This window comes from Arthrobacter sp. P1_H7 (assembly GCF_056405215.1).
In genome coordinates, this window is record NZ_JBFUCO010000016.1 from 195,966 (window position 1) to 208,799 (window position 12,834).

9 protein-coding genes and 1 pseudogene are annotated in these 12,834 nt (G+C 64.2%); 3 read left to right on the top strand and 7 right to left on the bottom strand.

Features of this window, described 5'->3' with window-relative positions; genetic code table 11:
- Positions 1-6 precede the first annotated feature (6 nt).
- Complete coding sequence (gene tal, locus AC1DXI_RS16225; RefSeq protein WP_476939461.1) at positions 7-1,122, bottom strand: transaldolase; 1,116 nt, start codon at positions 1,120-1,122, stop codon at positions 7-9.
- 63 nt (positions 1,123-1,185) lie between these two features.
- Entirely contained in the window at positions 1,186-3,303 is a 2,118-nt protein-coding gene (gene tkt / locus AC1DXI_RS16230) for a transketolase (protein ID WP_476939462.1), read from the bottom strand.
- Between the two features lie 496 nt (positions 3,304-3,799).
- Between tkt and AC1DXI_RS16235 the strand changes: the two genes are divergently transcribed.
- Positions 3,800-4,762: a heme o synthase gene (locus AC1DXI_RS16235; RefSeq protein WP_026266346.1), complete on the top strand. Its 963-nt coding sequence runs from the start codon at positions 3,800-3,802 to the stop codon at positions 4,760-4,762.
- A gap of 468 nt (positions 4,763-5,230) precedes the next feature.
- Here the strand turns inward: AC1DXI_RS16235 and AC1DXI_RS16240 are convergent, their stop codons facing one another.
- Complete coding sequence (locus AC1DXI_RS16240; RefSeq protein ID WP_476939463.1) at positions 5,231-5,812, bottom strand: hypothetical protein; 582 nt, start codon at positions 5,810-5,812, stop codon at positions 5,231-5,233.
- On the opposite strand from AC1DXI_RS16240, the gene AC1DXI_RS16245 reads away from it, so the two are divergent.
- Positions 5,811-6,008: a hypothetical protein gene (locus tag AC1DXI_RS16245; protein WP_476939464.1), complete on the top strand. Its 198-nt coding sequence runs from the start codon at positions 5,811-5,813 to the stop codon at positions 6,006-6,008. The genes AC1DXI_RS16240 and AC1DXI_RS16245 overlap by 2 nt on opposite strands.
- A gap of 181 nt (positions 6,009-6,189) precedes the next feature.
- Here the strand turns inward: AC1DXI_RS16245 and AC1DXI_RS16250 are convergent, their stop codons facing one another.
- Positions 6,190-8,964 carry an AfsR/SARP family transcriptional regulator gene (locus AC1DXI_RS16250; RefSeq protein WP_476939465.1) on the bottom strand — a complete coding sequence of 925 codons (2,775 nt, stop codon included), beginning with the start codon at positions 8,962-8,964 and terminating at the stop codon, positions 6,190-6,192.
- A gap of 415 nt (positions 8,965-9,379) precedes the next feature.
- Here AC1DXI_RS16250 and AC1DXI_RS16255 point away from each other — a divergent pair.
- Positions 9,380-9,660: pseudogene (locus tag AC1DXI_RS16255) on the top strand (threonine/serine dehydratase); the annotation flags it as partial.
- A 14-nt stretch (positions 9,661-9,674) separates the two neighbouring features.
- Here AC1DXI_RS16255 and AC1DXI_RS16260 read toward each other — a convergent pair.
- From AC1DXI_RS16260 to AC1DXI_RS16270, 3 genes are all read right to left on the bottom strand, one after another.
- Positions 9,675-10,808 (bottom strand): acyltransferase family protein, encoded by a 1,134-nt coding sequence (locus AC1DXI_RS16260; protein ID WP_476939466.1) that lies wholly within the window; start codon positions 10,806-10,808, stop codon positions 9,675-9,677.
- A gap of 279 nt (positions 10,809-11,087) precedes the next feature.
- Entirely contained in the window at positions 11,088-11,591 is a 504-nt protein-coding gene (locus tag AC1DXI_RS16265; protein WP_476939467.1) for a hypothetical protein, read from the bottom strand.
- 298 nt (positions 11,592-11,889) lie between these two features.
- Positions 11,890-12,834 (bottom strand): COX15/CtaA family protein, encoded by a 945-nt coding sequence (locus AC1DXI_RS16270; RefSeq protein ID WP_476939468.1) that lies wholly within the window; start codon positions 12,832-12,834, stop codon positions 11,890-11,892.

Sequence of the window (12,834 nt, forward strand, 5' to 3'; positions counted from 1 at the left end):
GGTGGGTTAGGAAGCCTTCCGTGCAGAGGCCAGGGCGCCTTCGACGTCGCCCAGCAGTTCCTTCCAGCTGGCCACGAACTTGTCCAGGCCTTCGGATTCGAGCAGAGCGACGACCTCGTTGTAGGAAATCCCCAGTGCGTCGAGGGAGTTCAGCGTGGCGTTGGCGTCGTCGTAGCCGCGGGTGACGGTGTCGCCCGTGACGGTGCCGTGGTCGAACGTCGCGTCGAGCGTCTTCTCCGGCATGGTGTTGACGACGCCGGGGGCGACGAGTTCGGTGACGTAAAGGGTATCCGGGTAAGCCGGGTCCTTCACGCCGGTGGAGGCCCAGAGCGGGCGCTGCGGCAGGGCGCCGGCCTCGGCCAGCAGAGCCCAGCGTTCGGTGGAGAACAGCTCCTCGTAGACCTGGTAGGCCAGGCGGGCGTTGGCCAGGCCGGCCTTGCCCTTAAGTGCCTTGGCTTCCTCGGTGCCGATGGCGTTGAGGCGCTTGTCGATTTCGGCATCGACGCGGGAGACGAAGAAGGATGCGACCGAGTGGATCGTGGACAGGTCGTGGCCGTTGTCCTTGGCCTGCTCGAGCCCGGACTGGAAGGCGTTGATCACGGCGCGGTAGCGTTCCAGCGAGAAGATCAGGGTCACGTTGACGCTGATGCCCTCGGCCAGGGTGGCCGTGATGGCCCCGAGGCCTTCGAGGGTTGCCGGGATCTTGATCAGGACGTTGTCCTTGTTGACCTTCTTGTACAGGTGCTTCGCCTCGGCGATGGTGCCGGCGGTGTCCCAGGCCAGTCGGGGGTCGACCTCGATGGAGACGCGGCCGTCGACGCCCTTGGTGGCCGCGGCGACGGGGGCGAACAGGTCGCAGGCGTCGGCCACGTCGGTGGTGGTGATTTCGAAGACGGTCTCCTCGACGGTGGCGCCGGCCGCGGCCTGGGCGGCGATCACGGCGTCGTAGTCGTGGCCGGCGGTGATGGCGGCGTGGAAGATCGACGGGTTGGTGGTGACGCCAACGACGTTCTTCTCTTCGATCAGCTTGCGCAGGGTGCCGGTCTGCAGGCGGCCGCGGGAGAGGTCATCGAGCCAGATCGAGACGCCGGCGTCGGAGAGCTGCTGGGTGGGGGTAGTCATTTCATAACTCCTGGAAATCATGGGTTCCGGGGGCACAGCGTCCCCCGGAACCGTGGTGGTGGATCAGTTGGTGAGGCCGGCGAGGGATTCCTTCGCGGCGGCGGCGACTGCTTCTGCCGTGATGCCGAATTCCTGGAAGAGGCGCTTGTAGTCCGCGGACGCGCCGAAGTGCTCCAGGGAGATGGAACGGCCGGCGTCGCCGACGAATTCCTTCCAGCCCAGGGCCAGTCCGGCCTCGACCGAGACGCGTGCCTTCACGGCCGGGGGCAGCACGGCGTCGCGGTAGGCGGCGTCCTGCTTGTTGAACCATTCCACGCAGGGCATGGACACCACACGGGTGGGGATGCCCTCGGCCTGCAGCGCTTCGCGGGCGTTGACGGCGAGCTGGACCTCGGAGCCGGTGCCGATCAGGATGACCTGGGCTTCGACGGTGTTGCCGTCCTTCGACGCCTCAGCCAGGACGTAGCCGCCCTTCTCGACGCCGGCAGTGGAGCCGAAGGTGTCGCCGTCGGCCACGCCGGTGCCGCGGGCGTACGTGGGGATGTTCTGCCGGGTCAGGACGATCCCGGCGGGGTTTTCGTGGTTTTCCAGCATGGCCTTCCAGGCCGCGGCAACCTCGTTCGCGTCGCCCGGGCGGACGACGTCCAGGCCCGGGATGGCACGCAGGGAGGCGAGCTGCTCGACGGGCTGGTGCGTGGGGCCGTCCTCGCCCAGGCCGATCGAGTCGTGCGTCCAGACGTACAGCGACGGGACGCCCATGAGGGCGCCGAGCCGGATCGCGGGGCGCTGGTAGTCGGAGAAGATCAGGAACGTTCCGGAGAACGCCCGGGTGCGCCCGTGCAGGGAGATGCCGTTCACGATCGATGCTGCAGCGTGCTCGCGGATGCCGAAGTGCAGGACCCGGCCGTAGGGGTTGCCCTTCCACGCCGCGGTGGACCGGGACGTGGGGATGAACGAGGGCGAGCCTTCGATCGTGGTGTTGTTCGACTCCGCGAGGTCGGCGGAGCCGCCCCAGAGTTCGGGCATGACCGGGCCGATCGCGTTCAGGACCTTCCCGGAGGCGGCCCGGGTGGAGACGTCCTTGCCGGCTTCGAAGACCGGCAGGGCGGCCTCGAAGTCGCCCGGGAGCTTCTTTGCCTCGACGCGTTCCAGCAGTGCGGCGGCCTCGGGGTTGCCGGCCTGCCACGCCTCGAACGAGGCCTGCCAGTCGGTGCGGGCGGCCGCGCCGCGGTCCTGGACGGCCCGGGCGTGGGCCAGGACGTCCTCGTCGACCTGGAAGGCGCGTTCCGGGTCGAAGCCCAGGACCTTCTTCAGGGCCGCGACTTCCTCAGCGCCCAGGGCGGAGCCGTGGATCTTGCCGGTGTTCTGCTTCTTCGGCGCCGGGTACCCGATGATGGTCCGCAGGGAGATGATGGAGGGCTTGCCGGTTTCGGCCTTCGCGGCGACCAGTGCGGCGTGCAGCTCCTGCACGTCTTCGACGTATTCGCCGGTCCGGGTCCAGTCGACCCGCTGGGTGTGCCAGCCGTAGGCCTCGTAGCGGGCCAGGACGTCTTCGGTGAACGCCACATCTGTGTCGTCCTCGATCGAGATGTGGTTCTCGTCGTAGATCACCACGAGGTTGCCCAGTTCCTGGTGCCCGGCGAGTGAGGACGCCTCGGAGGTGACGCCTTCCTGCAGGTCGCCGTCGGAGGCGATCACCCAGATGGTGTGATCGAACGGGCTCGTGCCGGCAGGAGCGTCGGCGTCGAACAGGCCGCGCATCCGGCGCTGGGAATAGGCGAAGCCGACCGCCGAGGCCAGGCCCTGGCCCAGCGGGCCGGTGGTGATCTCCACACCCTTGGTGTGCTTGTACTCCGGGTGGCCCGGGGTCAGCGAGCCCCAGGTCCGCAGCGCCTCCAGGTCCTTCAGCTCCAGGCCGTAGCCGGAGAGGAACAGCTGGATGTACAGGGTCAGGGACGTGTGTCCGGGGGACAGGATGAACCGGTCGCGGCCCAGCCAGTCCGGGTTCGCCGGATCGTGACGCATCAGCTTCTGGAACAACAAATACGCGGCCGGAGCCAGGCTCATCGCCGTTCCCGGGTGGCCGTTTCCGACCTTCTCCACCGCATCCGCGGCCAGCACACGGACGGTGTCCACCGCGCGCTGGTCCAAGTCAGTCCATGACAGTTCTTGCTCTTCCAAATGTGGCACGAAAACCGGGCCCCTCTCTGTGCTGACGGCCGGCGGTACGCTCTTTTTCCGCCCGGGCACAGTTCGGTGCCCGCTGCGGTTCGTACCAGCCGTTCACCATCGAAACGTTGATCTATCATTCAGACGCAGATGCAGAGCCGCGTGTCCGGCAAGTGCCTGTATGCGTGCCCGTGTGCGCTGATCTAAGGACAGCCTAGTCCCATTCCACTTTGTGGTCAGCGTATATCTCACCAATTGGACCTGATTTCGCTTATATGAATCACCGTCCGCCGCGGGGCCGGTGAGCCGGCGTTAACGCGCCGGAATCATGGGGCGCCGTTCGGCGGCCGTCCGGCCCGGAGCTCCACGGTATGATGGGTGGTGGCCTTCGACTCGGGCAAGGACACGGGCGTGCGCCGAGCGCGGAGCCCGGCCTGCAGCACAGTGCGTTGCGAAATCCACCCGGGGCTGCCCAGCCAGACAGAACTGCACAGCCAGACAGAACAGAGTGACTGCCACCGTGAGCACAACTAATACGCCGCTGAACGCCTCCCCGGCCTCGGGAAGAATGGGCTTCGGCCGCAAAGCCAAGGCCTACCTGGCGCTCACGAAACCCCGCGTCATCGAGCTCCTGCTCGTCAGCACGCTGCCCACCATGATCTATGCCGAACGTGGTTTCCCGTCGATCGGCCTGATCCTGGCGACGCTTGTGGGCGGCGCGTTCGCGGCAGGTTCAGCCGGCGCCTTCAACTGTTACATCGACCGCGACATCGACAAGCTCATGCACCGCACCGAGAACCGGCCGCTGGTCACCGGTGAGGTCACGCCGCGCGAAGCCCTCATCTTCTCCTGGCTGCTGGGCGCGGCGGCGATCGCCATCCTCTGGTTCGGGGCCAACCCGCTCGCTGCGTGGCTCGGACTCGGCGCCATCGTCTTCTACGTGGTCATCTACACCATGATCCTGAAGCGACGCACAGCCCAGAACATTGTCTGGGGCGGCGCCGCCGGGTGCTTCCCGGTCCTGATTGCCTGGGCCGCCGTCACCAACACTGTCGAGTGGCCCGCCGTCGTACTGTTCATGGTGATTTTCCTCTGGACCCCGCCGCACTACTGGCCGCTGTCGATGCGATACGGCGAGGACTACCGCAACGCCAACGTACCGATGCTGGGCGCCATCGCCGGCGCGAAAGTGGTTTCGGTGCAGGTGGTCCTCTACGCCTGGGCCATGGTGGCGTGTTCGCTGCTGATGATCCCGGCCGGCGGTGCTGGCTGGGTCTACACGGTGACCGCCGTCGGTGCCGGTGCCTGGTTCCTGTACGAGTCGCACGCCCTGTACAACCGCGCCCAGGCGGGCGACGTGTCCAACAAGGGAGCCATGAAGGTCTTCCACGGCTCCATCAGCTACCTGACCCTGCTCTTCATCGCCCTGGCCGTCGATCCCTTCGTCGGCTCGGCCATCATGGGCGGCTGATTCCCCCGTTCGTGTCCCTGACGCTCCCTCACCAGTGGTGGGGGAGCGTCAGCTGTATCAGGGGTAAGGTCCTTTTCGGTCCCGGGGTATCCTTACGAACCGGCCAGGCGACACAACCTCAAGGGGAGCCCGTGATCAACCGCAGCGATGTACTTCAGGCACAGAACCGCATCAAAGGCTACGTGCGCCGCACGCCGTTGCTCCGCGGGGGTACCGCTGCCACCCCGCTCTGGTTCAAATGTGAGTTCCTGTGGGTGGTTGGTCCCCGTGTAGAAGTCCGGTGACAGGGACCCAATCATTCCGTCAGCCTGGCCGCCAGGCTACGGGGAGGGACTGGGCAGTGTGCATCTTCTCTAGCTCACATATGCGCAGCCATCGGCCTTCGGTCCTTGAAGAGTGATCCCACAACCGGAACTCCTCCGTCCCGTAGGGGCGGAGGAGTTGGCGTCCGAATTGAGTTGGCGGTGCCTATAGTCCGGGTGACTTTAGGTACACGTAGCCTCCGGTGGCGTTGCAGGATGAGGTGAACCGTCCTACGCAGTCGTAGTCGCCGGGTGTGTTGTAGTTCAGTGTCCGTGTTCCGTACTGCACGGTTCCGCTGGGGTCGGACCAGGCTATGGCCGTGACCGCCATATAGCTGCCGGCTGACCCGAGGCGGAAGTCTGAGCCGTCGAGGTATCCGCCCCCCTGCCCGGCGGGGAGCATCCGTGTGGACGTCCTTGTGGCCGCTTGGGCCCAGACGGATCCGTTCCAGCGGTACAGCACTGTGACGGAGGTCAGGAGCTGCTGGCCTGTGGTTGCTGAGGACCTGTAGACATACGGTGACGGGACGAAGACTTCGGGGTTATAGCAGGTGAACAGCATCCCGGCGCAGGCGTTGTAGTGCAGGCCTTGCGCCTTGTAAACGTATACCGAACCGGGACGGCTTCCGGCGGTCGACTGGGTATATGCGGAGGCTGGTGCTGCCGGAAGACTGACGGCGAGGGTGGTCCCGATCAGCGCGAGTGATGCCAGGAATGAACGGAATCCGATGCACTTGGTGGTGTTCATGGAAATCAACTTCTTTCATCCGGAGGAGCGTTTGTTCGATGAATACCAATCTCCTCTGGACCCCTTATTGACCGCTTATCGATCGCTTATCGAAGACTCGACGGAGTCGCCCGGAACCAAATACCCGTTCTTAGATCTGGTGCTCGAGCTGGCGACGCTGCAGATCACGGACGCCGAACGATGTGTGCAGCTGTGATTCCGTATCCATCCAGATCTGAGCTCCGGCTTAGAAACTGCGTTCGGTGGGCAGTGCCGGCTCAGGTGGGTTCCTGAAAGAACTAGCGACTTAGAAATTCGACGTGGACCAGAACCCAGGTTCGTAGCGTCGCGAAGCGCTACAGTCATCGGCATCCGTCAAACTGCCTTGTGCAGGATAGTCAGTTCGGCACTTGTGGCGGAACAAAGTTCTGAATGATTTGACGCAGCCTAGGGAAGCTGATGGTTGTTTCCACTGAATCCGCGGCGGCGTTGGCGCTGGTCGCGTCCAAGAGTCGGTCCACCGCTTTGTTCACGTATGCATCAAGCATTCCCCGGATCCCAGGGGCGCGCTCCCGTACTTCACGGGCGATCAGTCCGGCTTCCTCAGGCTTTCCGAACTCCATGAAGGCCAGCCCGCTCAGTGTCAGAAGCTCGATAAAGAATCCCGGGCGTTTAAGGCCCATCGGCTCCGCGAGGATCGAGTGCACAGAGCACAAGGTTTCCCAGGGGGCACCCGAGGCTAACGAGAGCCACGCCTTGTTGATCGACACTTCTATCCGTGGAACGACCAAGCTCTTGCGTTCTGCCAAGATCAACGCGTCATCTAACAGGGGGCCTGCCAATTCCAGAGCACCCTGAACCAGATAGAGGTACCCCAGCGCTGATTTCTTGTAAAAGTCGTTCCAGGAATAGCCAGGAAACGTGCCTTCGTCCACACTCCTCTGCAATTCTCGCGCGGCATTCTTCCATTGGCCCAGGCTCGAAAAAATCGCAGCGCGGGATGCCGCACCGACGTCCGGCCCTTCAGTGGTTCTGTAGGATTCGGTCCATGCAAGTGCTGCGTCGTGATTGCCTTCCAACCGCATTCGCGTCTCCTGCGTGTCCACCCAGGCGTTAAACCAGTGGTCGCTGAAGTCACCTACACGTGGCTCTATAGCTTCCGAAAGTTGCCGGAGAAGCTGGCTGTCGGAACCCTCTTGCATGAGAAGAGAAGACAGCCACGATAGCTTGAGCAGAGTCCTTTGCGGCTGCGTTCCGCCCCCAAGCCCGAGAGCACCACGTACTGCTGTCTCTACGTCGGCATGCCTGCCCATGCAACTCCATCCGTACAGTAATGATGCACCGTTTTCCATCACCAGGGACGCGTCGTTCTCAAAGCTCCATTCCAGCGCCGAAGAAAGATTTGAATCCTCAGCCTCCATCATCTCCGTGTACACATCCGACCCTGGACCCAGGTCCTCATGAACCCGTGCAAGGGTCGACAAATAGTATTCCGAGCGTGCGCGATACACTTCCCATTTGGGCGCGGGTAAACGCGTCGATTTTGTGGCATACAGTCTCACCGGTTCCAAAAGGCGGAACCTAATTTTCCCGGGGTGGTTCACCCTTATTAGCAAGGAAAGATCCAGTAATTCGCTGAGGACGGATCGGCAGGGACGATCGAGCGCGGCTGCATCTATGACCGCTTGAGCTGCCGCCTCAGAAAATTCGCCGTGGATTGTTGCCAGTGCGGCCAGTGCGGCCCCGGAGCCCGAACTACCCTGATCGATGCTCCACTTGATGACATTGGCTGCACTGAAGTGCCGTTGAGTCTGCTGCCTGGGGGAGCCCTGATCCAGCAATTGGAGATAATCAGGGAGTTGCCCCAGCACCTCCGCAATTGAATTCCATCGAAGTGCCCCTGCTATGAGTTCGAGAAAAAGAGGGACGCCGTCGATCGCCTGGGCCAGTAACATAACATCGCCCGGCGCCACGTTCTGCTCGACGTCGGATCCCACCAGGGATAGGAGTAGCTGGACTCCCGGGCTGTTGAAGCTTCCCACGTCAAGAGGGCCTATCTCAACGATTCGTTCGCCCGGAACACCTATCGGAGACCGGGACGTTACCAGGACGCTTACCGAAGTGTATTCGAGGAGCGATGAGACCATTGTTCTGACACCAGCCAGAACATGCTCAGCATTGTCCAGCACCAGTAGGGCGTCTGAACCTTCCAGTTCGGTCAACCAATCAGCCGTCCCGAATCCGAAAGCTGCCGCGACCGCCCTAGCGATCTCGTCAGCGTTTGTGGCCGGCACGAGATCGATAAACACGACCGGACGGAGTGCCGCCTGTGCTAGCTCCCTGGCCACAGCCATAGCCAGCCTGGTTTTCCCTATTCCTCCCGGGCCTAACAGCGTGACGACCCGGTTTCCGTTCGCGACAACTTGCACCGTCGAACGCAGTTCGGCGTGACGGCCGACCATGGGTCTTGCGGAGAACGGAAGGGCCACCTTAGGGGAAGGAACAGGCGCCGGGGCCGGACTTATGGGGTGGGCGACGGGCGAGTATGTCCCGTTGAGGATTTGGAGGAAGGTTTCCTCCACCTCTTGGGAGGGGCTGACTCCAAGTTCGTCGGCGAGAACCTGACGCAAGGCATCATACGAGCGCAGTGCGTCCGGTCCACGCCCAGATAAGACCAGGGCCTCCATAATCAAGGCATAGGCTGCTTCGTTCAGTGGCTCGCGAGAAATCTCCTCCCTCAGTACGGCAGAGGCCTGCATCGGCTGTCCAAGCTTGAGTAAGGACCGCGCCCGAACGATAGCAACCGCGCTTCTGACTTCCCTGGCGCGCTGCCTTGCCGCAACAGCAGCGGATGATTTAAGCCCCGCCAAAGGCTCCCCGACGAACAATTGCGCAGACTTCTCAGAGAGGTCAAAGGCAGACCCGAACCTGCCTTCGCCGAGATGAACGAGCGCCTGCTTAAGCAGCTGCTCAGCCTCCACGATGTCGATTCTGAGAACCGCGGCGCTCAGCCTATAACCATGCCGGTTACCTAGGATCAGCCCATTTCCCAGCCCGCGCCGCAGACGGGACACTGCTACCTGAATGGCATTGCGCGCTGTCTCAGGGGGAATATCCCACACGGCGTCGATCAATGCCTCCGTAGCAACAAGCCGGCCTTCAGCAAGCGCCAAAAAAGCTAGGATTGGGGCCGAGGCGCCCCTAGGAATGACAGACGGCGACGCATCCGGGATAACTGAGATTTCGCCCAGCAAACGGACCAACATAATGAACCTTTCCGGCGCCGCCCGCACCCCAGCAGATATTCGATGAAAGAGACCTGAGCAGTGCTTCAGGCTCCGACAGCAGAAATCTACCGTCTCCTACTCTCATTGCACAGGAGGTTAGGCTCTGGACCCGTTCTAATCGTTGGACCCTGCGTAGACCTGCCGCCCGAAATGCCTGAGCGCCAAGGTCTCGCAAGACGGTCCCGGGCTTCGCGTAGTTCCCGCCGGTAAACTGTCCCGCATAGGCACCCTGACCGCTGCAGGGAATCACGACGGCGCACATCATCGGGTACGCCCGCGTTCGACCAACGAGCAGGACGAGCCCGGCATCGACACGATCGTCGTCGCCGTCGGCGGCGGCGGCGGACTGTGTGCGGGCGTGGCGGCAGCGGCCGAGGGCCGGTCCTGCGTCGTCGCGGTTGAACCCCTCAACACCCCACGCTGCACGCCGCCCTGGCCGCCGGCCGCCCGGTCGATGTGGCCGTTTCGGGAGTCGCCTCGGATTCCCTGGGTGCCCGGCGAGTGGGCGGGATCGCCGTCAACATCGCCTCGCGCGTCCCTCCGACGTCCGTGCCGGTGGACGACGCCGTCGTCGCCGCCCGCCTAGTCCGCGGAAGTCACCCGGCCCGGTCCGGATGGTACCGGGCCGAATAGTGCTGGTCGAAGCGGGACCGCGCGATCCGCCCGAGCCGTTCGACAGTGTGCCAGCTGATGACCGCAATGAGCAGGGTCACCACGATGGCCGACACCGCGATGAGCGGCGGCAGATCGGCCGTGGAGCCGCCGTTGAGCCAGAGAATGACGGCGTAGTTCCAGAGGTACGCGGCGTACGAGACGGTGCCCAGCAGCTGCACCGGGCGCGTCCACTTCGGCATCACTGCGGTGCGGGAGGCGGCCAGTGCGACCAGGACGGCTGAGGCGGCCATGGCCAGCGGGCCGCCAATGAACATGAAGGCCGGCGTTTCGTTGGCCTTCGGGAAGAAGATCAGCGCGGCCAGGACGGCCACGGAACCGAGCAGGGCCGCACGCCTGAGCCAGCGGCCGGTGAACCAGTTGAACACATGGACCCTGTAGAGCCGCAGGGCCGAACCGATGATCAGGCCCAGGCCCCAGGTTGTCGGCAGCGCGTAAACCAGCGAGTGAAGTTGCGGGGCCAGGGTCACCATTGCCAGCACACTGGCGGACATGAGGAACAGGGCGACGGCGGCGGACCAGCCAATCAGCCGTCCCTGGCGGTTGCGCCGCAGGGCGAGCACCAGCAGCGCGGGCCAGATCAGGTAGAACTGTTCTTCCACCGCCAACGTCCAGAGCGGTCCGATCGCCATGCTGACGTCGAAGGGCAGGGGGAGGTCTTTGAGGTAGCCAAGACCGGCGAGGACGGTGTACCCCACGATTCCCTTGGACCGGTCACCGAGGACGTCGGTGGCCAATTCAACGATCGCGTATACGCCCAGGAGAGAGACCAGGGCCGGCACCAGCCGGAAGGCCCTGTGCGCATAGAAGCGTCCGTAACGAATTTTTCGGTGCCGTTCGATGTCGCCGACCAGCACGTTGGTGATCAAGTAACCGCTCAGCACGAAGAAGGCAATGACACCCACGATGCCGGCGCCTTGGAATATGCCGGGCCAGGAATGTCCGAGCAGGACGGCGCCCACAGCGGCACCGCGAAGAACGTCCAGGCCGTCCAGCCGTGGGCGCTTTGCAGTATGTTGGACCGCCTGTGCGGGCCTTTCGCCGACTAGTAACGCCACATATCCTCCGGTGCCTCTATCTGGCCGGTTCCAATTCCAGCTGCATCAAGGCAAAACCGAGCCGTCCTTCTATCCATGGATGCGATTACGGCGCCAGTCCTGCGCCCTATCCAGTATTCCCGCCTTGGCTGGACGAAACCTGACGCCGGCTCTGCGGCTGCCCGGCCAATGGGCAGGCCCAATAAGGGGCCGCACCATCCAGTATTCCGAAAGCTTTCCCTTTTGGACAAGTGACCGGCCAGTAACCCGAGGTCGAATGGGGGAAGTCTTTAGGCCTCTTTAGAGATTGTGGGCCACCAGCTCCAGCCCGATTACCAGCAGGCTCAACACGACTTCGGCGAACATGATGGCGGCCTTGTGACGGAGCGGGATCTCGAGGCGCCGGATCGCGAGGAACCCGACGATGCCGAGCGAGACGACGAGAACAGCGACTGCCCACCCGAGGGCAACGGCCGTCGACCACAGACCGAGGCCGGCTGCCGTGAGGAGGAGCAACGGGGTGACCAGGACGCCGAGGCCGCCCGCGCTGACCGCGATCATGTGGTGCAGCTCGTCACCGGTGGGAAGCTTCGAATGAACAGTCAGGTGGCTCAGGAGGTCGGCGACGAAAATCCCCAGCAGGGAACCGATCACCACGATGCTGAGCGTCGCCGCCGCTGCTAGCGGCGTGGTCTCGTCCGCGTGACTCCGAAGCGCCAACACCACGGCCAGGCTCGTGAAGATGATGTAGACGCGTTCTTTGAGGCTCGCCGCACGCTGGCGGGCTGAGGGTGATGGAGGCACGGTCGGTTCTGTAGCTTGCATCAGATAAGGCCTTCCGGTCAGCGTCACGGGAACGAACGAGGAAAGCCCACGGCCGCGACGATCCATGTCCATGCCATCCCATAGTCCACCCGGAAATCCCGTCAAGGCCAGCCCCCGGGAGGTGAATGCGGTACTGAATATCGTCGCCGCAGCGCCCGTACGGGTGCACAGACAGCAAACGCGGGGTCACTTACCGCCCGTCCGGACGTGCCGGATGGGCGGTAAGTGACCCCGCGATGCTTTGTTCAGGGGTGCTGCGGCTGATTAGTCCACCGGGTTAGTCCACCGGGCTGTAGCGGGCGAGGTCCGCGGCGTTCGTCGCTGCGCTCATCAGCAAAGCCGCCGCCAGCATGTGCGCGCCGACGAGCAGCGCCGGGATGCCGTTGTAGTACTGCGTGAAGCCGATGACGGCCTGCAGCACCGTGACGCCCAGGAGCATGAGCACCGCGGAGCGGAACGGCCCCTGGATCCGGCCGCGGACCACAAGGACCAACGCGAACAGCGCGCCGGCGGTCACCAGGTAGGCGGGCACAGCGTGGATGTGCGCGAACAGGTCCCAGTCGAGGTCGTTGCGGGGGGCGTTCGCGTCGCCGGCATGCGGGCCGGCGCCGGTCACCACCACGCCGAGGCAGACGGCGACGGCGGAAAGGACCGCGACGGCGGTCATCACCGGGCGTGCAGCCCCCGGCAGGGCGGGAAGCTGCACGGTCCGGGCCTTGCCCGTGCGGCCGTAGGCCCGGTTCACCAGGAGGGTCGCGAGGACCACGAGGGCCATGGACACGAGGAAGTGCAGGCCCACGACCCACGGGTTCAGCCCGGTCAGCACCGTGATGCCGCCGATGACGGCCTGGGCCGGGATGCTGGCGAGCAGGCCGAGGGCGAGCAGGAAGAGGTCGCGGCGCTCCTTGCGGAGGTTCCACAGGTAGACCAGCATCATCACTGCGACGGCCGCCAGCGCAAACGTCAGGAGCCGGTTGCCGAATTCAATGATGCCGTGGATCCCCATTTCCGGGGTGGTGGCCAGGGACCCTTCCGTGCAGCGCGGCCAGGTGGGGCAGCCAAGGCCCGAGGCCGTCAGGCGGACGGCGCCGCCGGTCACCACCAGGACGATCTGGCCGATGAGGGACAGCACGGCGAGCCGCCTGATCGTCTTGTCGACGCGGACTGGCAGCCGGGAGGTGATTCCGGAGACAATCCTGGGAGTTCGTGACGCCGTGCTCAC

Bases quoted from the DNA above. Each gene is read 5' to 3' on its own strand.
- AC1DXI_RS16240 (WP_476939463.1), bottom strand. From the start codon at position 5,812: ATGAACACCACCAAGTGCATCGGATTCCGTTCATTCCTGGCATCACTC.
- AC1DXI_RS16245 (WP_476939464.1), top strand. From the start codon at position 5,811: ATGGAAATCAACTTCTTTCATCCGGAGGAGCGTTTGTTCGATGAATAC.
- tal (WP_476939461.1), bottom strand. From the start codon at position 1,122: ATGACTACCCCCACCCAGCAGCTCTCCGACGCCGGCGTCTCGATCTGG.